This window comes from Kitasatospora sp. NPDC056783 (assembly GCF_042789895.1).
Taxonomy (GTDB): Bacteria; Actinomycetota; Actinomycetes; order Streptomycetales; family Streptomycetaceae; genus Kitasatospora.
The window spans coordinates 1-22211 of sequence record NZ_JBHUAF010000010.1; the positions used below are offsets into that span (position 1 = coordinate 1).

Consider the following 22211-nt stretch of genomic DNA (forward strand, 5'->3'; position numbering starts at 1 on the left):
CGGGGGGCCTCCACCGAGGCCCCCCGCGCATCACAATGTGGAACCGGATTCTCACTTCTCCGCCCGAACGGGTGATCCGAGGTCCCCCTAGGGGGGATAATCGGTCCTGGAACGACGGACCTCAGACACCTCCGGACAGCGCGAAAATCGCCGCAAAACCTCCCTTGACCTGGAAAGACCTGGCCTCGGGTGCGGTCGGTGCGCGCCACGTCACACCGACGACGTACCGTCCAGCGGCGGAAACAGGTACCGTTAATGCTCCAAGGGACGGCCTCTCCCATTCGGGCAGGCGCCGGTCCTGATCATGAACACGTGTCAGCGGGGCCGTGAGCCCCATCGTTGAGGGGGTCGACCCATGGGGCGCGGCCGGGCCAAGGCCAAGCAGACGAAGGTCGCCCGCGAGCTGAAGTACAACAGCGGCGGGTTCGACGCTAACCGTCTGTCCAACGAGCTGGGCGTATCGCCGTCCACTCCTGCGATCGAGCCAGAGCCGATCGAGGAAGTGGAGGACGACGACCCCTATGCGGAGTACGCCGCCCGCTACGCCGACCTCGACGACGAGGACGACAGCGGGTCGGGCCCCGGGGCCTCGCAGGCCTCCCGCCGCTCGTAACCGAGCAGTCCCGCCGGACCGGTCCGGGCGCCCAGGGCGCCGGGCCGGTCTTCGGCGTTCCCTCGGCCGGGTTCGGTAGCCCGGGAGCGCCCCCGGCCGCCCCAGGACCGTTCCGGTACGCGGGAGGGCCCCTCCGGCGCACCGGAGGGGCCCTCCCGTCGGCACCGGACGATCAGCTCGCCCGGAAGCCCTCGTAGGCGTTGTAGAGGGCCGCGCCGCCCTCGTGCTCGTCGGCGCGCTCGACGATGTCGCCCAGCAGCCAGGACTCCACGCCGCGGTCCTCCAGGATCGACAGCACGGCGTCCACCGAGTGCGGCGGGACGACCGCGACCATGCCGACGCCCATGTTCAGCGTCTTCTCGATCTCCAGGGTGGCCACCTGGCCGACCTCGGCCACGGTCTGGAAGACCGGCAGCGGGGTCCAGGTGCCGCGGTCCAGGCGGGCGTGCAGGCCCTCCGGGATGACCCGGGCCAGGTTCGCCGCCAGACCGCCGCCGGTGACGTGCGAGAAGGCGTGCACCTCGGTGGCGCGGGTGAGCGCCAGGCAGTCCAGCGAGTAGATCCGGGTCGGCTCCAGCAGCTCCTCGCCGAGGGTGCGGCCGAACTCCTCGACCTTGCGGTCCAGGTTCCAGCCGGCCTCGTTCAGCAGCACGTGACGGACCAGCGAGTAGCCGTTGGAGTGCAGGCCGGAGGCGGCCATCGCGATCACCACGTCGCCGGCCCGGACGCGCTCCGCGCCGAGCAGCGCGTCGGCCTCCACCACACCGGTGCCGGCGCCCGCGACGTCGTACTCGTCCGGACCCAGCAGGCCCGGGTGCTCGGCGGTCTCGCCGCCGACCAGGGCGCAGCCGGCCAGGGCGCAGCCCTCGGCGATGCCCTTGACGATCGAGGCGACCCGCTCCGGGACGACCTTGCCGACGCAGATGTAGTCGGTCATGAACAGCGGCTCGGCGCCGCACACCACCAGGTCGTCGACGACCATGCCGACCAGGTCGTGGCCGATGGTGTCGTGCTTGTCCATGGCGGCCGCGATGGCCACCTTGGTCCCCACGCCGTCGGTGGCCGAGGCCAGCAGCGGCCGCTCGTAGTTCTTGAAGGCGGACGCGTCGAAGAGGCCGGCGAAGCCGCCGAGACCGCCGACCACCTCGGGGCGGCCGGCCTTCTTCACCCACTGCTTCATGAGCTCGACGGCGCGGTCGCCCGCCTCGATGTCGACACCGGCGGCGGCGTAGGTGGCGCCGTTCTGGTTCCTGGTCACTGCGTGCGGCCCTCTCGGGTCAGGGTGGGGGGTTGGAACAGCGGTGGGGTCCCGGTTCTCGGGACCCCACCGTGGGTTCTTACGGGCGGCGCAGCGCGTCGGCCGCGCCCGCCCCGCCGAGCAGCGACTGGACGCCGTCCAGGTCGCTGCCGCTGGTCGGCTTGCCGCGGACGGCCGGCGGCTGCTGGCTGCCCTTGATCTCGGCCTCCAGCAGGAGCTTGCCGAGCAGCGCCGGGTCCGGCAGCTCCATCGGGTACTCGCCGTCGAAGCAGGCCCGGCAGAGCCTGTCCTTGGGCTGCTTGGTGGCCTCGATCATGCCGTCGATCGAGATGTAGGAGAGCGAGTCGGCGCCGAGCGTGCGGCCGATCTCCTCGATGGTCATGCCGTTGGCGATCAGCTCCGCGCGGGTGGCGAAGTCGATGCCGAAGAAGCAGGGCCACTTCACCGGCGGCGAGGAGATCCGGATGTGGACCTCGGCGGCGCCCGCCTCGCGCAGCATCTTCACCAGCGCGCGCTGGGTGTTGCCGCGGACGATCGAGTCGTCCACGACCACCAGGCGCTTGCCGGCGATGACCTCGCGCAGCGGGTTGAGCTTGAGCCGGATGCCGAGCTGGCGGATCGTCTGGCTGGGCTGGATGAAGGTGCGGCCCACGTAGGCGTTCTTCACCAGGCCGGAGCCGTACGGGATGCCGCTCGCCTCGGCGTAGCCGATCGCGGCGGGGGTGCCGGACTCGGGCGTGGCTATCACCAGGTCGGCCTCGACGGGGGCCTCCTTCGCGAGCCGACGGCCCATCTCCACGCGGGAGAGGTGCACGTTGCGGCCGGCGATGGAGGTGTCGGGGCGGGCCAGGTAGACGTACTCGAACACGCAGCCCTTGGGCTTGGCCTCGGCGAACCGGGAGCTGCGCATGCCGTTCTCGTCGATGGCGATGAGCTCGCCGGGCTCGACCTCGCGGATGAAGGAGGCGCCGCAGATGTCCAGCGCCGCCGTCTCGGAGGCGACCACCCAGCCGCGCTCCAGCCGGCCGAGCACCAGCGGGCGGATGCCCTGGGGGTCGCGGGCGGCGTAGAGGGTGTGCTCGTCCATGAAGACGAGCGAGAAGGCGCCCTTGACCTTGGGCAGCACGACCTTGGCCGTCTCCTCGATGGAGAGGTCCGGGTGGCCGGCCAGCAGGGCCGTCACCAGGTCGGTGTCGTTGGTCGCGGCGGTCCGGCCGGAGCGCGAGATGTGCTCCTCGCCGGGCAGCTCGGCGACCATGGCCGCCAGTTCGGCGGTGTTCACCAGGTTTCCGTTGTGCCCGAGGGCCAGCGAACCGTGCACGGTCGCCCGGAAGGTCGGCTGGGCGTTCTCCCAGACCGAGGAACCGGTGGTCGAGTAGCGGGCGTGTCCGACGGCGATATGCCCGTGCAACGACCCCAGCGAGGCCTCGTCGAAGACCTGGGAGACGAGTCCCATGTCCTTGAAGACGAGAATCTGGGAGCCGTTGCTCACTGCGATGCCCGCGGATTCCTGACCGCGGTGCTGCAGGGCGTAAAGGCCGAAGAACGTGAGCTTGGCGACCTCCTCGCCGGGAGCCCAGACACCGAAGACGCCGCAAGCGTCCTGGGGGCCTTTCTCACCGGGAAGAAGATCGTGGTTGAGTCTTCCGTCACCACGTGGCACGCCTTCGAGTCTAGGGCAGTTGACCAGGGCTTCCGGAACCCGGGACTGCCGCTTCGTCCGGTGACGGCGGGTTAACGCGCGTAGACAAAACCCCTTACCGGGCGGGGATTTCGGGTGGGGGCAATTCCCGCGGGTGGCGGTTGGCCTTGCGGTTCGCGCCTGTTGGGGAGTTCCGCGCGGCCGGCGGCGGCTGTCGGGGGGCGGTGGAACGTGAGCCTGCTCACCCGGGGTTCTTCCGCCCGTCGCCCGGCCGTCGCCCGCCGGTCCCGGCACCCGTCGGGACGCCCGAGGCCCGGGCCCGCGGGCGTCCCGGACTCAGGCCGCGGGCAGCAGCAGCCCCCAGGCGGCCGGGTGCACCGTCCAGGTCCGGGCGCGGACCGGGCCGACCGGGTGGCCGTCGGCCTCGTAGTCGAAGCCCCGGCCGACCACCGAGACGCTCGCCGCCCGGGCCCGCACCAGGGCTCCGGCGGCGGCGACCACCACCTCCAGCTCGCCCGTTCCGTCCGCGGTGCCCGACCGGAGCGTGACCTGGACCAGCCGGACCGGCCGGTGGACGTCCGCGAGCAGCCGGCCGTCGGCCTCGACCCGGACCCGGGAGCCGTGGTCGGAGTCGTCCGGAGTGAGTACGTTCGCCTGCTCGGCCGCAGCCAGTTTCGCCCATAGCGAACGCCAGCCACCCGCGCGGCCCACCGGCCGGCGGGTGCTCCCGCCGGCGATCCGCACCCCGCCCAGCGCCACCCCGCCGCCGTCGTCCACCAGCAGGTCGAGCCGGCGCGGGGCTCCCGACAGCACCGCCCGCGCCGCCCGGACCGGCTCCTCCGGCACGCCGAGCGCGCGGGCCGCCAGCAGCTCCTCCGCGCGGCCGACCGGAACCATCCCCACCGGTTCGGTGCCCAGCTCACGCTGGCGATGCAGCGCCTGGAGCACCCGCTGGAGCGCGAGGTCGGAACCGATCACCACCGGTCGCCTCCGACCCCGGTGCGAAAGCACCCGGTCGAGCTCGGAAGGGCTCTCCGGGAAGACCACCTTGGCGTCCGCGCCCCCGCAGAGCACGTCCTTCGCGATCCGCACCGACTCGCCGTCGGTCTGCCGGGCCACCGGGTCGAGGAGCAGCAGGAGCGGCTCCGGGCCGCCGGTGGCAGGCGTGGACAGGGACGACACGACCGGTCCTTCCTCAGGTAATCTCTCGGTGCAAGAGCCCCTTGCGCCATTGCGCCAGGGGCTTCGTCTATCTCGGGGCAGACTGCGGCCTACGCAGGATGCCCCAACCGGAAGGGGTGTACGCCTGTGCCGGCACTCGTGCTCGTTGGCGCTCAGTGGGGAGACGAGGGCAAGGGGAAGGCCACCGACCTCCTCGGCGGCTCCGTCGACTACGTGGTCCGCTACCAGGGCGGCAACAACGCCGGTCACACGGTGGTCATCGGCGACCAGAAGTACGCCCTGCACCTGCTCCCTTCCGGAATCCTCAGCCCGAACGTGACGCCGGTGATCGGCAACGGCGTCGTGATCGACCCGGCCGTGCTGCTCTCCGAGCTGGCCGGCCTGAACGACCGCGGCATCGACACCTCGAAGCTGCTGATCTCGGGCAACGCCCACCTGATCACCCCGTACCACCGGACCCTGGACAAGGTCACCGAGCGCTTCCTCGGCAAGCGCCGGATCGGCACCACCGGCCGCGGCATCGGCCCGACCTACGCGGACAAGATCAACCGCGTCGGCATCCGGGTCCAGGACCTGTTCGACGAGTCGATCCTGCGCCAGAAGATCGAGGCGGCGCTGCACGACAAGAACCAGATCCTGGTCAAGCTGTACAACCGCCGCACCATCCCGGCCGACCTGGTGGTCGAGGAGTACCTGGGCTACGCGGAGCAGATCAAGCCGTTCCTCGCCGACACCACCCTCGTCCTGGACGAGGCGCTGAAGGCGGACAAGGTCGTCCTGCTGGAGGGCGGCCAGGGCACCCTGCTCGACGTCGACCACGGCACGTACCCCTTCGTGACCTCGTCGAACCCGACCGCGGGCGGCGCCTGCACCGGCGCCGGCATCGGCCCGACCAAGATCGACCGGGTCATCGGCATCCTCAAGGCCTACACCACCCGCGTCGGCTCGGGCCCGTTCCCGACCGAGCTGCTCGACGAGGACGGCGAGGCGCTGCGCCGGATCGGCGGCGAGCGCGGTGTCACCACCGGCCGTGACCGCCGCTGCGGCTGGTTCGACGCCGTCATCGCGCGCTACGCGACCAGGGTCAACGGCCTCACCGACTTCTTCCTCACCAAGCTCGACGTGCTGACCGGCTGGGAGCAGATCCCGGTCTGCGTCGCGTACGAGATCGACGGCAAGCGGGTCGAGGAGCTCCCCTACAACCAGTCGGACTTCCACCACGCCAAGCCGATCTACGAGACGCTGCCGGGCTGGACCGAGGACATCAGCAAGGCGAAGACCTTCGCCGAGCTGCCGAAGAACGCCCAGGCGTACGTGAAGGCGCTGGAGGAGATGTCGGGCGCGCCGATCTCGGCCATCGGCGTCGGCCCGGGCCGGACCGAGACGATCCAGATCAACTCCTTCCTCTGATCGTCCGCCCCCGCGTTCCACCGAGGGCCCCGCAGGACACCCGTCCTGCGGGGCCCTTCGCGTTCCCCCTCCCGCCATTTGCACTAGTGCAGACATCCATTGCCTCTAGTGCAAAACGGGGCTACTTTTGGATCATGACCGCGAAGCCGCCCACCCCCGTCACCCTCACCGGCCGCCACATCCGCCTGGAGCCGCTGGAGCGCCGCCACCTCGCCGACCTCTGGGCCACCGTCGGCTCCGAACCCGAGGTCTGGCGCTGGACCACGCACCTGCCGCCGGCTTCGGAGCGGGAGTTCGGCGCGGTCCTCGACCTCCGCGTCGCGGAGGAGGCCGCCGGCGAATCGGTGAACTTCGCCGTCGTCGACCTCGGCAGCGGCCGGGCCGTCGGCGCCACCGGCTACCACGACTTCAGCGCCCGGGACGAGTACCTGGAGATCGGCGGCACCTGGTACGCTCGCTCCGTCTGGCGCACGGCGGTCAACACCGAGGCCAAGCTGCTGCTGCTCGCCCACGCCTTCGAGGACCTCGGCATGGGCCGCGTCTTCTGGAAGACCGACGCCCGCAACGAGCGCTCCCGCACCGCCATCCGGCGCCTCGGCGCCCAGTACGAGGGCACCCACCGCCGCGACCGTCTGCGCCCCGACGGCACCTGGCGCGACAGCGCCTACTTCTCGATGCTCGCCGACGAGTGGCCGGCCGCCAAGTCCCGTCTGGCGGAACGGCTTTCCCGAGGCTGAGGCGGGGCGGGAGCCGGGCTGGCGCTACGTCCGCTCGCCGGAGGCGGAACCGCCGGCGGCGAACTCGGGCTTGGCGGGGTGGGGTTCACAGGCCTGGATGTTCACCAGCCAGACCAGCCAGCCGACGAACAGGACGGCGAGCAGGAGCGCCGACAGTCCGGCGACGAGGAGGGTGTTCACCGGGCCGCGGAAGTGCGCTGGTGAGGAAGCGGCCGGCGGAGGAGGCCGGGGGGCGGGGGGAAGGGCATGGCTGTCTCCGGTCGGTGATTTCGGGCGCCGCGACCATGCATCTGGTGGGTGTTGACGGCTGATTGACGACTGTTTAGGCAGAAACAAGTCAGCGAGTGACACGGACGACCATAGGGTCAAGGTGCCAGAGTTGCTACCGAGCAGGAAGACGTTCACTCCATCGTGGGGTATCCCCCGTTTCGGTAGCTAGGGCCAGGTGTGCGCGGCACACTTCACCGGAAGCATCGACGCAGCCGCGACCCGGAGAAGATAGTCATGCCACCCCGCTTGTCGCCGACCGTGCGCCAGCAGCGCCTCGGGATCGAGTTGCGCAGGATGCGCGAACGCGTGGGCGTCACGCCCAAGAGCCTGGCCGCCACCATCGGCACCGACCTGCCCAAGATCTCCCAGATGGAGAACGGCAAGTCGGGCATCAGCGCCGAGCGGCTCCGGATCTGGGCGGGCACCTGCGGCTGCGAGGAAGGCCCCTATCTGGACGCGCTGTTGGCGATGACGCAGGACCGGCGCAAGTACTGGTGGGACGGCTTCCGCGGCCGGCTGCCGAACGCGATCATCGACATCGCGGAGATGGAACACCACGCGGCCTCCCTGTCCATCCTGAACAGCACCTTCATCCCCGGCCTGCTCCAGACCCCGGAGTACGCCGCCGCGGTCTTCGAGCGGCTCCCCCCGCAGTACCGGCAGGAGGCGGACGTCCGGAAGGCGTTCCGGATCCGGCGCCAGCAGATCTTCGTCGACCAGCCGAAGCCGTACAGCGCGTTCCTCCACGAGTCGGCGCTGCGCATGCAGTTCGGCGGTCCGGACGTGCTGCGCGAACAGCTGCGGGGCCTGCTGGAGAACTCCGAGCGGCCCGGGGTGGAGATCCGGGTGATCCCGTTCAGCGTGCCCACCTACACCGGCTCCGGGGAGAGCCTGTACCTCGCCCGCGGGCCCGTCCCGGAACTCGACACCGTCCAGATCGACCTCTCCCACGGACCGAAGTTCGTCCACACCCAGGCCGAACTGGCCTCCTACCGCCGGATCAAGGAGGAGACCGCGGGGATCGCACTCGGGGCGGACGAGTCCAGGGACTTCATCCGGACCCTGCTGAAAGACTTCGCATGAGTACCTGGCGCAAGGCGACGGCCAGCGGGGAGAGCACCGACTGCGTCGAAGTCCGGGCGGCGGGCGAGCTGGTGGAGATCCGCGAGTCGGACCGGCCCGAGATCGTCGTGCGCACCACGCCGCGCAAGTGGGCCGCCTTCGTCCGCGGGGTGAAGTCCGGGGAGTTCGACGGATACGGCGACTTCACCCGGCCCTGACGTCCGGCCCCACGCTCCCCACGGCGCTAGGCTGGCGGCCCACAGTGACCCCTGCGCCTGGCACGGCCCTCCGGGTGGGGTGCGCGTGCGGGAGAATCGGAGCACCCGAGGATGGCTCGGCACCTGATCACCAGCGCCCTTCCGTACATCAACGGGATCAAGCACCTGGGCAACATGGTCGGGTCGATGCTCCCGGCGGACGTCTACGCCCGGTACCTGCGCCGCCGCGGCCACGAGGTGCTCTTCGTCTGCGCCACCGACGAGCACGGCACCCCCGCCGAACTGGCCGCCCAGGAAGCCGGGTTGCCGGTCGCGGAGTTCTGCGCGCGGGCGCACGAGGCGCAGAGGGCGGTGTACGACGGCTTCGGGCTCTCCTTCGACCACTTCGGCCGCAGCTCCTCGCCGCAGAACCGGGAGATCACCCAGGAGATCGCCCGCGAGCTCCAGCGCAACGGCTTCATCGAGGAGCGCGCCGTCCGCCAGGTGTACTCCAACGCCGACGGCCGCTTCCTGCCGGACCGCTACATCGTCGGCACCTGCCCGCACTGCGGCTACGACAAGGCGCGCGGCGACCAGTGCGAGAACTGCACCCGGGTGCTGGACCCGACCGACCTGCTGGAGCCGCGCTCGGCCATCAGCGGCAGCTCCGACCTGGAGGTCCGGGAGACCCGCCACCTGTTCCTGCTCCAGTCCGAGCTCACCGAGGAGGTCGAGGGCTGGATCGCCGCCCACGGCGACGACTGGCCGGTGCTGGCCTCCTCGATCGCCCGCAAGTGGCTGACCGAGGGCCTCCAGGACCGCTCGATCACCCGCGACCTGGAGTGGGGCGTCCCGGTGCCGGCCGATGTGTGGCCCGAACTGGCCGCCGAGGGCAAGGTGTTCTACGTCTGGTTCGACGCCCCGATCGAGTACATCGGCGCCACCAAGGAGTGGGCGGACGCGGCTCCGGCCGGGCAGCCCCGGGACTGGGAGTCCTGGTGGTACGACGTCGACGAGACCGTCCGGTACACCGAGTTCATGGCCAAGGACAACGTCCCGTTCCACACCGTGATGTTCCCGGCCACCCTGCTCGGCTCGCGCCGCCCGTGGAAGAAGGTCGACTACGTCAAGGCCTTCAACTGGCTGACGTACTACGGCGGGAAGTTCTCCACCAGCCAGAAGCGCGGCGTCTTCACCGACGTCGCGCTGGAGCTGCTGCCCGCCGACTACTGGCGCTACTTCCTGATGGCGCACGCCCCCGAGTCGGACGACTCCAGTTTCACCTGGGACCTGTTCGCCTCGGTGGTCAACAAGGACCTCGCCGACACCCTCGGCAACTTCGTCAACCGGGTGCTCTCCTTCAGCCGCAAGCGCTTCGGCGACGACGTCCCGGGCGGCCACCCGGCGGGCGAGCCCGAGCGGCGCCTCGGCGAGCAGGTCGCGGGCCTGCTCGCCGAGTACGAGGCCCAGTTGGACGCGCTCAACTTCCGCAAGGCGGCGCAGGCGCTGCGCGCGCTGTGGAGCGCCGGCAACGCCTACCTGGACGAGAAGGCGCCCTGGCTCCAGGTGAAGACGGACCCGGACGCGGCGGCGCTGACCCTGCGCACGGCGATGAACCTGATCCAGCTGTACGCGGTGGTCTCCGAGCCGTTCATCCCGACCGCGGCGGCGGCGATGCGCGCGGCCTTCGCGCTGCCCGGGGACGCTCCGACGGCCACCCCCGCCTGGGTCGGCCCGGAGCGGGCTCGGGCACTGGACCTGGTGCCGGCCGGGACGGCGTTCACGGTGCCGCCGGTGCTGTTCGCCAAGATCACGGACGAGGAGCTGGCGGCCTGGACGGAGCGCTTCGGCGGCTCGGCGGCCTGACCGGCCCGATCGGCCGGTACGGCTGATGCGGGCGGCGCGGGCGGCGCGGGCGGCGCGGGCGGCGCGGCTGGGCTACTCCGCCACGCCCCGCCCGGGCGCGGCCGTCTCCTCGACCACCCAGGCCAGGTAGTCCCGGCTGCCGCCCGCCACCGGCACGGCGATCACCTCGGGCGTCTCGTAGGAGTGCCGCTCCGCCACGAACGCGCCCAGCCGGTCGGCCAGTTCGGCCCGGGTCTTGAGGTCGATCCGCCACTCCTCGGCGTCCCGCACCTCACCGTCCCACCAGTACACCGACCGCACCGGGTACACCTGGGCGCAGGCCGCCAGCCGCTCCCGCACCACGGCGGACGCCAGGGCCCGGGCCCGCTCCTCGCTCTCGTGGGTGGTGGTCACCACGACGAAACGCCGCTCGCTCGCTGTCATGCCCCGACGGTACCGGGAGCCGTGCGGCGAGCGCCCCCACGGCGGCCGGGGCGGCCCGGGGGCCTGGGGCAGTCCGGGCACCCGCCCGGCCGCCGGGCACTACCCGTGGCTGGACGACCCGACCGCCCGCCGCCGCGTGACGGCGGGCCTCTTCGCTTCCTGACCGGCGTTGGCGGGCCGGCCCGGTCAGTCGCGGCGGGCCGTGTGGACGGTCATCGCCGAGAGGTAGAAGGCGTCCGGGCGGCGCAGGATGCCGGTGGGGGCGTCCTCGTCGAGCAGGGCCTCCAGCGTCGCCCGGTCCTCGGCGTCGAGCTGCTCGGCGAGCTGGTCGTGCCGGCGGGCCAGCTGAGTGTGCAGGTAACCGCGGACGGGGCCGGCCAACGGGGCCGGGTGATCGACCAGGAAGGTGCGGGTGCCGACCGGGGTCAGTCCGGCCCGGCCGAGCATGGCCGGCCAGTCCTCGATCTCCGGCGTGCTGCCCGGCAGTTCGGCCCGCATGGCACTGAAGCCGTCCTCGTGGGCGGCGTCCATCCGGGCCTGGAAGCCAGGCCGGCCGAGACCGAAGTCGCGCGGCAGGTAGCGGGCCGGCAGGCCGCTCTCGGCGACCGCCAGCAGCCCGCCGGGGCGCAGCACTCGGGCGAGCGAGGCGAGCGCGGCCTGCTGGTCGCCCAGGTGGTGGATGGCGTTGCCGGACCAGATCAGGTCGGCCTCGCCGAGCTTGTCGAACTCGGCGGGCAGGTCGGCCTGTTGGATGCCGAGCCGACCGCCCGAGCGGGTCCGGGCTCGCTCCAGCAGGGCGGCCGACTGGTCGACGGCCACCACCTCGGCCGCCGGGAACACCTCCGCCAGCAGTCCGGCGATCACGCCGGGCCCGCTGCCGACGTCCAGGACCCGCCGCACCTCGCCCTCGCCGTGCAGGCCGAGCAGCCACCGGCCGGCCTCGGTGACGGCGCCGGCCCGCAGATCGGCCTCCAGCTCCAGGTGGGCGGCGAGCGCGTCCCAGTCGAGGTCGGCGGCGGGGACGTTCCCGTGACCGTTCCCGTGGCCGTGCCCGTGGGAGTGCCCGTGGGAGTGGCCGTGGGAGTGACTGTGGTGCTGGTGCGCTGACATCCGGATTCTCCGATCGTGGGTTGACGAAAGCTTCCCGGCTCAGGCGGGCAGGGCGGCGCCGGACGCGCGGTGGTGCTCGACCGCCTGGTCGATCTCCTCCGCCACGAGGTCGTGGTCGAGCGCGAAGGCCGCCGCCGCGCCCATCCCGGCGGCGGTGACCACCTTGGCGCGCGGGTCGGCGACGTTGCCGACCGCCCAGACCCCGGGGAGGCTGGTACGGCCGGTCCGGTCGGTGGCGACCCAGCCGTCGTCGTCGCGCGCGCAGTCGAGACCGAAGAGCAGGGCGTCCCGGGGCACCGGCTGGGGGAAGACGAACACCGCCTCGCGCGGCACCACCCGCCCGTTCGCGAGCTCGACGCCGCGCAGCCGCCCGTCATCGGACACCAGGCGGACGATCCGGCCCTCGACCACCCGGACCTGCCGGGCGGCGAGCCGTTCCCGCTCGGCGTCGGTCAGCGTGAGGGTGTGCGCGAGCAGCACCACGTCCGCCGACCACTGCCGCAGCAGCAGCGCCTGATCGACCGCCCCCGGGCCGGTGCCGAGCACCCCGAGCGGCCGGTCGCGGACCTCCCAGGCGTGGCAGTACGGGCAGTGCAGCACGTCCCGGCCCCAGCGCTCGGCCAGGCCCGGCAGTTCCGGCAGCCCGTCGCGCAGGCCGGTGGCGACGACCACCCGGCGGGCGCGCAGCACCGGGCCGCCGGCCAGGTGGACCAGGAAGCCCGCGGCGAGCCGGTCGGCGTTCTCGGCACCCTCGGCGGCCTCGATGCGCTCGGCGCCCTCGATGTGCTCGACCCGGGCGTCGATCAGGTCCACCCCGTACCGGGCGACCTCCTCCCGCCCGACCGCCAGCAGGGCGGCCGGGGGCATGCCGTCCCGGCTCAGGTAGCCGTGCATGTGGGCGGCGGGCGCGTTGCGCGGCTCTCCGGCGTCCACCACGGCGACGCGGCGCCGGGCCCGGCCCAGCACCAGCGCGGCGTTCAGTCCCGCCGCTCCGGCGCCGACCACCACCACGTCGTAGCGCTCGTCGTCCCTGCTCCCGGTCATCGTCCGTGTCGTCTCGCCCATGGCGCTCACCTCCACCGCCAGGCTGCGGCCGGCCTCACCGGATCAGCAAGCTTTGTTGCCGGCTCAGCAAACCACGCGCCCGCTCCCCCGGCGCGGCGCCCCGGCCTCCCCTCCCGGAAGAGCCGACGGGAACGGCCACCCCTTGCCATGGAGCACACTCCAACTCATAACCTCTGAACAGTCACTGACTCACCACCAGGGGAGAAGCACCATGCGCTACCGAGCCCTCGGCGGCACCGGCATCGAGGTGAGCACCTACTGCCTCGGCACGATGATGTTCGGCGCCATCGGCAACCCCGACCACGACGACTGCGCCCGGATCATCGGCACCGCGATCGACCGGGGCATCAACTTCATCGACACCGCCGACATCTACTCGGCCGGCGAGTCCGAGGAGATCGTCGGCAAGGCGCTGGCCGCCCGCGGCGACCGCGACGACATCGTGCTCGCCACCAAGGCGCACTTCCCGATGGGCGAGGGCCGCAACCGGAGCGGCAACGGGCGGCGCTGGATCGTCCGGGAGGTCGAGGAGAGCCTGCGCCGGCTGCGCACCGACCGGATCGACCTCTACCAGATCCACCGGCCGGACCACACCACGGACATCGAGGAGACCCTCGCCGTCCTCGGCGACCTCGTCCGGGCCGGCAAGATCCTCGCCTTCGGCTGCTCCACCTTCCCCGCCGAGCAGATCGTGGACGCCCACCACGTCGCCGAGCGCCGCGCACTGCCGCGCTTCCGCACCGAGCAGCCGCCGTACTCGCTGCTCGCCCGGGGCGTGGAGCGCGACGTGCTGCCGGTCGTCCAGCGGCTCGGCATGGGCGCGCTGACCTGGGGCCCGCTGGCCGGCGGCTTCCTGACCGGCCGCTACCGCAAGGGCGCCCCGATCGACCTCGGCCGGGGGCGGGCCGCCCTCAACCCGAGCCGCTTCGACCCGGAACTGCCCGGCACCGCCGCCAAGCTGGAGGCCGTCGAGGCCCTCACCGCCCTCGCCGAGGAGCTCGGCCGCACCCTCCCCGAGCTGGCCACCGCCTTCCCGTCGGCCCACCCGGCCGTCACCTCGGTGATCATCGGCCCGCGCACCATGGAGCAGCTCGAATCCGCCCTCAAGGCCGCCGACCTGGCCCTGGACGACGCCACCCTCGACCGCATCGACGAGATCGTGCCGCCCGGCACCGACCTCTACCGGGCCGACGGCGCCTGGCAGCCCCCGACCCTCACCACCCCCGCCCTCCGCCGCCGGCCCGAAGCGGACCGCTCCGCGGCCTGAGCCCCGGCGCGGGACGTCGACGCGGAACGCCCACCCGGCCGACGAGGCACGCCCACCCGGCCGGCGAGGAACGCCCACCCGGCCGGCGCGGCCGGGTGGGCCCGGACTCACCCCCGGGGGGCCGCGAAGCAGTGGACGGAGACGGTGCGGCCGGAGGCCCACCGCCGGTCGTCGCCGCCGAGGTGGGTCCAGCCGAGCCGGCGGTAGAGGGCCAGGGCGGCGGTGTCGGTCGCGAGGACGTCCAGGACCGGATGCAGGCCGAGCGCCCGCGCGTGCGCCACGGCGCAGGACAGCAGCCGGGCGCCGATGAGGTGGCCGCGCGCCGTCGGGGCGACGTAGAAGCGGGCGATCACGGTGGTGAGTTCCGGGGGGCCGCCGGTGTGGTGGCTCCACAGGGCGGGGGCCACGTCGCCCGGGGCACTGCGGGCGAGGCCGACGTGTCCGGTGAGCCGGCCGTCCCACTCGGCGATCCAGGCGGCGAGCAGGCCGTCCGGGGTGAGCCAGTCGGCGGGGTGGTCGGGCCACTCGGCGGGGTAGCCGTCGGCGGCGTGGACGTCGCCCAACACCCGGACGCAGTCGGCGAGGTCGTCGGCGCGGCGCGGTCGGACCACCACCCCCGCCCCGGCCTGCCGTGAGTCGGACGCGACGACGGTGGCGCGTTCTTCGAGGTCTGCCATGCCGGTACGTTACCGGCCCGCCCCCGCCGTCGCAGCGGGTCGACTGCGTCCGCCCGCCCTCACCGCCGCAGCAGGTCGACGACCCCGGTCAGGTCCTCCGCGCCGCTGCCGGCCTCCAGACGACGCGCCATCAGCCGGAAGTACGGCTCCAGCAGTTCGGCGCTCACCCGCTGCTCCTCGGCGGTGCGCCGCAGCGTCTCCTGCCCGGCCACCTGCATCGCCAGGTTGGACACCACGCCCTTGGTGTAGTCGCCGCCCTCCAGCTGCGCCGCCGTCCCGGCCACCGAGCCGGACATCGCGGTCAGCCAGCTCCCCAGCAGCGGAGCCAGCTCGCTCGGCGCCACGGACTCGCCGCGGAACAGCGCGAACGCGTGGGCGACCCCGGCGAACATCCCGTACATCGCGCTGAGCAGCGCCACGTCGTGCAGCGCCGCGTGCCCGGCGTCCGCGCCCACGTACCGGGTGCCGGCCGGGGCGGCGAGGACGCCCGCGTGCTCCTCGAACAGCTCGGCCGAGCCGCTGTAGAACACGTACGCCCCGGCCTCCGGGACGCCGATCATCGGCGGGACGGCCATGATCCCGCCGTCCAGGTAGCGGGCGCCGCGCTCCTCGGCCCAGGCGGCGCGGACCCTGGCCTGCCCGGGGGTGCTGGTGACCAGGTTGACGAGGTCCTTGCCGGCCAGGTCGAGGCCCTCCAGCGCCTCCTCCACGGAGGCGTCGTCGAGCAGGCAGACGACGACCAGCCGGTTCGCCGCGACGGCGTCCGCGGCGGTGGCGGCGACGGCGGCGCCACGCGCGGCGAGGCCGTCGGCGCGGGCGGCGGTGCGGTTCCAGACGGTCAGCGGGTGCCCGGCGGCGAGCCAGGCATCGGCCAGCGCGGCGCCCATCGCGCCGAGGCCGAGCAGGGTGAGCGGGCTCTTGGAATCGTTCTCAACGGGGTTGGTTGCCATGGCGATCAGCCTCCGCCGCCCGCCCGGAAACGATCAAGTACGCACTTGGAAGTGGGTGGTTACCCTGGGGTGAGCATCGAGGTCGGAAGGCCGGGAGGGGTGGGCATGGCGACCGTGCCGAGGCCGGGGGCGTACGTCTGCGGGACCGACGCCGCGATGGACGTGATCGGCGGCAAGTGGAAGGTGTCGATCCTCTGGGCCCTCGGCGAGCGCCCGAGCTGCCGCTTCGGCGAGCTGCGCCGGCTGCTCCCGGGGATCACCGAGAAGGTGCTGACCACGCACCTGCGCGAGCTGGAGGCGGACGGCATCGTGCACCGGGAGGCGTACGACGAGGTGCCGCCCCGGGTCGAGTACGCGCTGACCGAGGCCGGACGGCGCCTCAACACGGCGCTGGGGCCGCTGGGCGACTGGGGGCGGGAGCACGTCCTGGGCGAGGCCCCGCACCCGGCGTAGCGGCCTTCCCGGAGGTGCCGGCCGCCGGGGGGTCAGGCGATCGCCGCCGACACCACCGCCGCCACCGCGATGTTGCAGGCGGCCGACACCCACACCGCCGGGTGCGGCTCCGGCTCGACCAGGATCGCACCGAGCTTGCCCGGCGTCAGCACGTCCACCAGCCAGAACGCGACGGCCATCAGCACCAGCCCGAGCAGGCCGTAACAGGCCGTCGAGACCAGGCCCTTGGCGAAGTCGGCGTAGGTGTACACGATCGCGGTGAAGACGATGCCGCCGATGCCGAGCAGCGCGGAGCTGAGCAGGACGGCGGCGTTGCGGTTGCGCTCGACCCAGATCTGCTCGCCGAGCCTGCCGGGCGTCAGCAGGTCCACCAGGCCGATGCCGAGGAGCAGCAGCACCACACCGAGGGCGCCGTAGGCCGCCGCCGCGCCGAGCCCGTGCAGAATGTCGTCCATCGTGGTCCCGGCCCCCGGCCCGCTCTCGCCCTCCCCCGACCGGCCGGCCGGGGCCCTGACCGGCAGGGTCAAGGGCTGGCAAAGATACCCCACCCCGGTGCGGGGCGGACCGGGGACCGGTGAACCGGGGACCGGTGAACCGGGGACGGTCAGTCCTCCTCGCGCACCAGGTGGTCGACGCAGGCCGCCACGGCCAGCAGCAGCCCCGTGTCCGCGCCGTCGGCGATCTCCACCCCGTAGGTGTCCCGGACGCGGAACCACTTGCGGCTGATCCGGGCCAGGTCGTCGCCGTGGTGGTTCTCGATCCGGTAGTCCTTGTCGATCAGGTCGCCGTGGATCTTCAGCTCGCCGCCGGAGGCCAGCTCCACCAGGTACTTGTCCCGGAACGGGGTGAACAGCTTCTCCCGGACGGTCGCGACCACCTCGCCGTCGGCGTCCTCGATCTTCATCGCGTCGCGGACGGTGAGCATCTTCTCCTTGACCACCGCGACCACCCGCCCGTGGGCGTCCTTCAGTTCGAAGGTGTGGCGCAGCCGCAGGACCTTGCCGTCCACCAGGTACGCCTTGTGGCCGCGGTCGTCCTCGATCCAGTAGTCGTCGCCGACCGCGAACAGCTTCTCCCTGACCAGGTACCGCACCGTGGGACCTCCTCCGTGTTGACGCCGCTCGGCGCCGCTCTGTCGCCGGTTCGACGCCGGCCTGTCGTCCGTTCGACGCCGGTCGACGTCGGTGACGCCGCCCATTCGACCCCGGGTTCCCGGCCGCGGGGAAAGCACCGGCGCCAAAACCCGTCGCGTGGCGGCCCCCGATCGCCTTCAATACCGCCATGCGCCCCGACCTCACCACCGCCGAGCTGCGCGGCGAACGCCTCGACCTGCTGCCGATCTCCCCCGCGCACGCCGACGAGCTGGCCGCCGCCCTCGCCGACCCGGCCCTGCACGCCTTCACCGGCGGCCGCCCGGCCACCGTCGAGGAGACGCGCGCCCGCTGCGCCCGGCTCGCCGCCGGCTCCCCCGACCCCGCCGAGGCCTGGGGCAACTGGGTGCTGCGGCTGCGCGCCGACGGCGCCCTCGTCGGCTACGTGCAGACCACCGTCCGCACCGGGGCCGCCGAACTCGCCTGGGTGATCGGCACCCCCTGGCAGCGCCGCGGCCTGGCCACCGAGGCCGCCCGCACCCTGCTCGCCCACCTCACCGCCGCCGGCGTCACCGAGGCCGTCGCCCACATCCACCCCGACCACCGCGCCTCCGCCGCGATCGCCCGCGCCCTCGGCCTGTGCCCCACCGCCCACACCCTGGACGGCGAGACCCGCTGGCACGCCGACCTCACCCGGCCCCGCCCCCGCCCGGACCTCCACGGCCTCACGGCCGAGCGGGCCACCCGGGCCACCCCGCCCACCCGGCCGACCGCCCGCGAGACCGTCGAACCGAGCGCCGCCCGACACCGCCCCGAACCCCCGAGGAACACCTCGTGTCCGTAGACGCCGGCCTGTACCTGCGCTGGCCCGAAGGCCGGGCGCCGTCCGCCGAGGAGCTGGCCGCCCTGCTCGGCATCACGTACCGGGACGGGTCGGGTCCCTGGGGGGCGACCGTCTCGGCCGACGGCCGCAGCCGGATGTGGATCCGCGTCGCCACCGCCCCGGGCGACCGCGTCGACCCCTCCCCCGCACCGGGGCACGCCTACGACCACTGGCTCCACCTCTCCCCCGCCAAGTCCCCGCCCCACCCCGAGGACACCTTCGCCGTGCTCCGCGCCCAGTGCCGGGAGCTCATCGCCCGGCTGCGCCGCACCGGGCTGGTGGAGGGCGCCTTCGACATCGACGCCGACGGCCCGGCCGGCTTCTGGACCGACATCCGGTCGGCCCTCGGCCCCGCGTCGCCCGCGGCCGTCGAGCTGGACGTCTGGTGGGCCGCCGAAGCCCCCACCGCCGCCGAGCTCCCGGCCGCCCCCACCCCGAACCTGCGCCGGGCCCCCGCCGACCCGGCCCGGACCACCCGGCTCGTCCCCCCGCTCGCCGAGGCCACCGGCCTCCTGTGGGCCCTCGCCTACCGCGCCGAGGAACTGCCCGTCCGGCACACGGCCCGGTTCACCGGCCGGCCGGGCGACCCCGGGGAGCTCGACGCCTTCTCCGACCGCCTCGTCGCCGAACTGACCAGGCCCGGCGAGCGGATCGACGTGGCCCTGTGGGTCGACGGCCGGCTGTGCCGCCACGAGGTCGCCGTCCAGCCCGTGACCGACCTCCGGGTCTGCTGACCGCCGTCACGGCACGTCCGCCCGGAATTCCTCCCGCGGGCCATGCGGTTGGATACAGGCATGGCATCTCGTGCACGTGTACGCGCCCCCGAGCTGGTCGGGGCAGGCGGTTGGCTGAACACCGGCGGCAAGGAGCTCGCGCTCGCCGACTTCCGGGGCAAGATCACCATCCTGGACTTCTGGACCTTCTGCTGTATCAACTGCCTGCACGTCCTGGACGAGCTGCGGGAGTTGGAGGAGAAGCACCGCGACACCGTGGTGATCGTCGGGGTGCACTCGCCGAAGTTCGTGCACGAGGCCGACCACCAGGCCGTGGTCGACGCCGTGGCCCGCTACGAGGTGCACCACCCGGTGCTGGACGACCCGGCGCTGGCCACCTGGAAGCAGTACGCCGTGCGGGCCTGGCCGACGCTGGTGGTGATCGACCCGGAGGGGTACGTGGTCGCCCAGCACGCCGGTGAGGGGCACGCCCACGCGCTGGCCCGGCTGGTCGAGGAGCTGGAGGCCGAGCACGCCGCGAAGGGCACGCTGCGCCGCGGCGACGGCCCGTACGTGGCGCCGGAGCCGAGCGCCGGGGTCCTCTCGTTCCCCGGCAAGGCGGTCCGGCTGCCGAACGGCAACTTCCTGGTCGCCGACTCCGGCCACCACTCGCTGGTCGAGCTGGCCGAGGACGGCGAGACGGTGGTGCGCCGGATCGGCGACGGGCAGCGCGGCCTGGTGGACGGCGACGGCGCGGACGGCGTCGGCCCGCGGTTCAGTGAGCCGCAGGGCCTCGCGCTGCTCCCGGAGGGCCACGCGTACGACGTGGTGGTCGCCGACACCGTCAACCACGCCCTGCGCGGCGTCCGCCTCGCCGACGGCAGCGTGACCACCCTGGCCGGCACCGGCCGCCAGTGGTGGCAGGGCTCGGCCACCGAGGGCCCGGCCCGCGAGGTGGACCTGTCCTCGCCGTGGGACGTCGCCTGGTTCGACGGCGAGGTGTGGATCGCGATGGCCGGCGTGCACCAGCTGTGGTCGTACGACCCGGCGGCCGGCACGGTCGCGGTCGCGGCCGGCACCACCAACGAGGGCCTGGTGGACGGGCCTGCCGCCGAGGCCTGGTTCGCCCAGCCGTCCGGCCTCGCGGTCTCGGCGGACGGCGAGCGGCTCTGGGTCGCCGACTCCGAGACCTCGGCACTGCGTTCGGTTTCACGTGAAACCAAGACGGTCCGGACCGCCGTCGGCACCGGCCTGTTCGACTTCGGACACCGCGACGGCGCCGCCGGGCAGGCCCTGTTCCAGCACCCGCTGGGCGTCACCGTGCTGCCGGACGGCTCGGTGGCCGTCGCCGACACCTACAACCACGCGCTGCGCCGCTACGACCCGGCGAGCGGCGAGGTCAGCACGCTGGCCACCGACCTGCGCGAGCCCTCCGGGGCGGTGCTGGCGGACGGCGACATCGTGGTGGTCGAGTCGGCCCGGCACCGGCTGACCAGGCTGCGGCTGCCCGAGGAGGCGGTGCGGGTCGAGGCGGTGGCGCACCGCACCCGGCGCGCGGCCACCGAGGTCGCCCCGGGCGCCTTCCGGCTGGACGTCGTCTTCGAGGCGCCGAACGGCCAGAAGCTGGACGAGCGCTACGGTCCGTCCACCCGGCTGCTGGTCAGCGCGACCCCGCCCGAGCTGCTGGTCTCCGGCGCGGGCGCGGACAGCGACCTCTCCCGCGAGCTGGTGCTCTCCGACGACGTCGCCGAGGGCGTGCTGCACGTCTCGGCGATGGCCGCCTCCTGCGACGACGACCCGGAGATCGAGTACCCGGCCTGCCACGTGCACCAGCAGGACTGGGGCGTGCCGGTGAAGCTGGTCGCCGACGGCGCTCGCCGCCTTCCGCTGGTCCTCGCCGGGATGGAGTAGGACGGGCGAACGCGACGGGGCCCGGCGAACGGTCGCCGGGCCCCGTCCGCCACCGTCCTCAGCCCTCCAGGAAGGCCTTGATCGCGCTCGCCAGCAGGTACGGGTCCTCCGCGCCGCACAGCTCGCGCGCCGAGTGCATGGACAGCGCCGCGATGCCGCAGTCCACCGTCTTGATGCCCAGCCGCGCCGCCGTGATCGGGCCGATCGTCGTACCGCAGGGCATGGCGTTGTTGGACACGAAGGTCTGCCACGGCACGCCCGCCTTCTCACAGGCGGCCGCGAACACCGCCCGCCCGATGCCGTCGGTCGCGTAGCGGTTGTTGACGTTGACCTTGAGGATCGGCCCGCCGTTCGGCATCGGGTGGTGGCCCGGCTCGTGCCGCTCGCTGTAGTTCGGGTGGACGGCGTGGCCCATGTCCGAGGAGAGGCAGACGGTGCCGGCGAGCGCCCGGGCCCGGTCCTCGGTGTGGCCGCCGCGCGCGTGGATCGTCCGGTCCAGCACGTTGCCGAGCAGCGGGCTCTGCGCGCCGGTGTCGGACTCGCTGCCGGTCTCCTCGTGGTCGAAGGCGGCCAGCACCGGGATGTACGGCAGACGGGCGGCGCCCTCGCCGGTGGCGACGGCGGCGAGCGCGGCGGTGGCCGCGTGCACCGAGAGCAGGTTGTCCAGGCGCGGGCCGGCCAGCAGCTCGCGGTCGCGGCCCAGGTAGGAGGCGGGCTGGACGTCGTGCGTCATGAGGTCCCAGCCGGCCACGTCGGCGGCGTCCAGACCGGCCCGCCGGGCGACGTAGGAGATCAGCGAGCCCTCGTCGACCGGGCCGAGGCCCCAGATCGGGGTGAGGTGGCGCTGCTTGTCGAGCTTCATGCCCTCGTTGACCTGGCGGTCCAGGTGGATGGCCAGCTGCGGCACCCGCAGCAGCGGCTCGTCCAGCTGGACCAGCCGGGAGGTGCCGTCCTTGAGCGCGAGCCGGCCGGAGAGGCCGAGGTCGCGGTCCAGCCAGGTGTTCAGCGGGACGCCCCCGTAGATCTCCACCGCGACCTGCCGCCAGCCCTCCGAGCCGGTGTCCGGCACCGGCTTGACCCGCAGGTTGGGCGAGTCGGTGTGGGTGCCGACGATCCGGAACGGGGTCTCGGGGCCCGCGCCCTCCGGCAGGTACCAGGCGATCAGCGCGCCGCCGCGGATCAGGTAGCGCCCGCCCGCCGCGCCGTCCCACGCCTCGGTCTCGGCGACCTGCCGGAAGCCCGCCTTCTCCAGCCGCTCGGCGGCGCTCGCCACCGCGTGGTACGGGGACGGCGAGGTGCCGAGGAACGCGATCAGATCGTCGCTGTGCGTCCGGTCGAAGAATGCCTGGCGGGCGGCGGTCGACATGCTGCTCCTGGGTCGAGTGAGGGCCGAAGCCGGATGGGGAAGCGGCTTCGCACCCGAGCATATGC

24 protein-coding genes are annotated in these 22211 nt (G+C 73.3%); 12 read left to right on the top strand and 12 right to left on the bottom strand.

Features of this window, described 5'->3' with window-relative positions; genetic code table 11:
* Positions 1 to 355: 355 nt before the first annotated feature.
* A complete protein-coding gene (locus tag ACFRMQ_RS03355; RefSeq protein ID WP_380694080.1) occupies positions 356 to 613 on the top strand; it encodes a DUF3073 domain-containing protein in 258 nt (85 codons plus the stop codon).
* A 172-nt stretch (positions 614 to 785) separates the two neighbouring features.
* Here ACFRMQ_RS03355 and purM read toward each other — a convergent pair whose 3' ends face one another.
* The 3 genes from purM to ACFRMQ_RS03370 form a co-directional block, all read right to left on the bottom strand.
* Entirely contained in the window at positions 786 to 1871 is a 1086-nt protein-coding gene (gene purM / locus ACFRMQ_RS03360; protein WP_380726391.1) for a phosphoribosylformylglycinamidine cyclo-ligase, read from the bottom strand.
* 79 nt (positions 1872 to 1950) lie between these two features.
* On the bottom strand, positions 1951 to 3534 hold the full coding sequence (purF, locus tag ACFRMQ_RS03365) for an amidophosphoribosyltransferase (RefSeq protein ID WP_380694076.1): 1584 nt from the start codon (positions 3532 to 3534) through the stop codon (positions 1951 to 1953).
* 315 nt (positions 3535 to 3849) lie between these two features.
* Complete coding sequence (locus ACFRMQ_RS03370) at positions 3850 to 4695, bottom strand: diacylglycerol kinase (protein ID WP_380726393.1); 846 nt, start codon at positions 4693 to 4695, stop codon at positions 3850 to 3852.
* 126 nt (positions 4696 to 4821) lie between these two features.
* Here ACFRMQ_RS03370 and ACFRMQ_RS03375 point away from each other — a divergent pair, with 126 nt between their 5' ends.
* Positions 4822 to 6105: an adenylosuccinate synthase gene (locus tag ACFRMQ_RS03375; protein ID WP_380726395.1), complete on the top strand. Its 1284-nt coding sequence runs from the start codon at positions 4822 to 4824 to the stop codon at positions 6103 to 6105.
* Positions 6106 to 6239: 134 nt separating this feature from the next.
* Positions 6240 to 6842: a GNAT family N-acetyltransferase gene (locus ACFRMQ_RS03380; RefSeq protein ID WP_380726397.1), complete on the top strand. Its 603-nt coding sequence runs from the start codon at positions 6240 to 6242 to the stop codon at positions 6840 to 6842.
* Positions 6843 to 6866: 24 nt separating this feature from the next.
* On the opposite strand, the gene ACFRMQ_RS03385 is transcribed toward ACFRMQ_RS03380, so the two are convergent.
* A complete protein-coding gene (locus tag ACFRMQ_RS03385) occupies positions 6867 to 7022 on the bottom strand; it encodes a hypothetical protein (protein WP_380726399.1) in 156 nt (51 codons plus the stop codon).
* A 324-nt stretch (positions 7023 to 7346) separates the two neighbouring features.
* Here ACFRMQ_RS03385 and ACFRMQ_RS03390 point away from each other — a divergent pair, with 324 nt between their 5' ends.
* From ACFRMQ_RS03390 to metG, 3 genes are all read left to right on the top strand, one after another.
* Complete coding sequence (locus ACFRMQ_RS03390) at positions 7347 to 8195, top strand: helix-turn-helix domain-containing protein (RefSeq protein ID WP_380726401.1); 849 nt, start codon at positions 7347 to 7349, stop codon at positions 8193 to 8195.
* On the top strand, positions 8192 to 8392 hold the full coding sequence (locus tag ACFRMQ_RS03395; protein WP_380726403.1) for a DUF397 domain-containing protein: 201 nt from the start codon (positions 8192 to 8194) through the stop codon (positions 8390 to 8392). Before ACFRMQ_RS03390 ends, ACFRMQ_RS03395 begins: the two co-directional genes overlap by 4 nt.
* A 111-nt stretch (positions 8393 to 8503) precedes the next feature.
* Complete coding sequence (metG, locus tag ACFRMQ_RS03400; protein WP_380726405.1) at positions 8504 to 10237, top strand: methionine--tRNA ligase; 1734 nt, start codon at positions 8504 to 8506, stop codon at positions 10235 to 10237.
* Between the two features lie 72 nt (positions 10238 to 10309).
* On the opposite strand, the gene cutA is transcribed toward metG, so the two are convergent.
* Positions 10310 to 10660: a divalent-cation tolerance protein CutA gene (gene cutA / locus ACFRMQ_RS03405; RefSeq protein ID WP_380726407.1), complete on the bottom strand. Its 351-nt coding sequence runs from the start codon at positions 10658 to 10660 to the stop codon at positions 10310 to 10312.
* Between cutA and ACFRMQ_RS03410 the strand changes: the two genes are divergently transcribed.
* Positions 10659 to 10823: a hypothetical protein gene (locus tag ACFRMQ_RS03410; protein ID WP_380726409.1), complete on the top strand. Its 165-nt coding sequence runs from the start codon at positions 10659 to 10661 to the stop codon at positions 10821 to 10823. The genes cutA and ACFRMQ_RS03410 overlap by 2 nt on opposite strands.
* Positions 10824 to 10846: 23 nt before the next feature.
* Here ACFRMQ_RS03410 and ACFRMQ_RS03415 read toward each other — a convergent pair whose 3' ends face one another.
* Entirely contained in the window at positions 10847 to 11770 is a 924-nt protein-coding gene (locus tag ACFRMQ_RS03415; RefSeq protein ID WP_380726411.1) for a methyltransferase domain-containing protein, read from the bottom strand.
* A gap of 39 nt (positions 11771 to 11809) precedes the next feature.
* Positions 11810 to 12835 carry an NAD(P)/FAD-dependent oxidoreductase gene (locus tag ACFRMQ_RS03420; RefSeq protein ID WP_380726413.1) on the bottom strand — a complete coding sequence of 342 codons (1026 nt, stop codon included), beginning with the start codon at positions 12833 to 12835 and terminating at the stop codon, positions 11810 to 11812.
* Between the two features lie 211 nt (positions 12836 to 13046).
* Here ACFRMQ_RS03420 and ACFRMQ_RS03425 point away from each other — a divergent pair, with 211 nt between their 5' ends.
* Positions 13047 to 14102: an aldo/keto reductase gene (locus tag ACFRMQ_RS03425; RefSeq protein WP_380726415.1), complete on the top strand. Its 1056-nt coding sequence runs from the start codon at positions 13047 to 13049 to the stop codon at positions 14100 to 14102.
* Positions 14103 to 14209: 107 nt separating this feature from the next.
* Here the strand turns inward: ACFRMQ_RS03425 and ACFRMQ_RS03430 are convergent, their stop codons facing one another.
* A complete protein-coding gene (locus ACFRMQ_RS03430; protein ID WP_380726417.1) occupies positions 14210 to 14779 on the bottom strand; it encodes a GNAT family N-acetyltransferase in 570 nt (189 codons plus the stop codon).
* Between the two features lie 59 nt (positions 14780 to 14838).
* Positions 14839 to 15729 (bottom strand): NAD(P)-dependent oxidoreductase, encoded by an 891-nt coding sequence (locus ACFRMQ_RS03435; protein WP_380726419.1) that lies wholly within the window; start codon positions 15727 to 15729, stop codon positions 14839 to 14841.
* A 105-nt stretch (positions 15730 to 15834) separates the two neighbouring features.
* Between ACFRMQ_RS03435 and ACFRMQ_RS03440 the strand changes: the two genes are divergently transcribed.
* Positions 15835 to 16182, top strand: coding sequence for a winged helix-turn-helix transcriptional regulator (locus ACFRMQ_RS03440; protein WP_380726421.1), 348 nt, complete (start codon positions 15835 to 15837; stop codon positions 16180 to 16182).
* 32 nt (positions 16183 to 16214) lie between these two features.
* Here ACFRMQ_RS03440 and ACFRMQ_RS03445 read toward each other — a convergent pair whose 3' ends face one another.
* Both ACFRMQ_RS03445 and ACFRMQ_RS03450 read right to left on the bottom strand, forming a co-directional pair.
* A complete protein-coding gene (locus tag ACFRMQ_RS03445; RefSeq protein WP_380726423.1) occupies positions 16215 to 16637 on the bottom strand; it encodes a DUF350 domain-containing protein in 423 nt (140 codons plus the stop codon).
* 149 nt (positions 16638 to 16786) lie between these two features.
* The gene (locus ACFRMQ_RS03450) at positions 16787 to 17275 is read right to left on the bottom strand and encodes an LURP-one-related/scramblase family protein (RefSeq protein ID WP_380726426.1); all 489 of its coding nucleotides are present in this window, start codon (positions 17273 to 17275) and stop codon (positions 16787 to 16789) included.
* 188 nt (positions 17276 to 17463) lie between these two features.
* Between ACFRMQ_RS03450 and ACFRMQ_RS03455 the strand changes: the two genes are divergently transcribed.
* Genes ACFRMQ_RS03455 through ACFRMQ_RS03465 form a run of 3 tightly spaced genes read left to right on the top strand, consistent with a single transcriptional unit; the run spans position 17464 to position 20780 of the window.
* Positions 17464 to 18117 carry a GNAT family N-acetyltransferase gene (locus ACFRMQ_RS03455; RefSeq protein WP_380726428.1) on the top strand — a complete coding sequence of 218 codons (654 nt, stop codon included), beginning with the start codon at positions 17464 to 17466 and terminating at the stop codon, positions 18115 to 18117.
* Entirely contained in the window at positions 18108 to 18890 is a 783-nt protein-coding gene (locus ACFRMQ_RS03460; protein ID WP_380726430.1) for a hypothetical protein, read from the top strand. Before ACFRMQ_RS03455 ends, ACFRMQ_RS03460 begins: the two co-directional genes overlap by 10 nt.
* A gap of 60 nt (positions 18891 to 18950) precedes the next feature.
* Positions 18951 to 20780 (top strand): NHL domain-containing thioredoxin family protein, encoded by a 1830-nt coding sequence (locus ACFRMQ_RS03465; protein ID WP_380726432.1) that lies wholly within the window; start codon positions 18951 to 18953, stop codon positions 20778 to 20780.
* 58 nt (positions 20781 to 20838) lie between these two features.
* Here the strand turns inward: ACFRMQ_RS03465 and ACFRMQ_RS03470 are convergent, their stop codons facing one another.
* Positions 20839 to 22146, bottom strand: a complete 1308-nt coding sequence (locus ACFRMQ_RS03470; RefSeq protein WP_380726434.1) for a M18 family aminopeptidase — start codon at positions 22144 to 22146, stop codon at positions 20839 to 20841.
* Between the last annotated feature and the right edge of the window lie 65 nt (positions 22147 to 22211).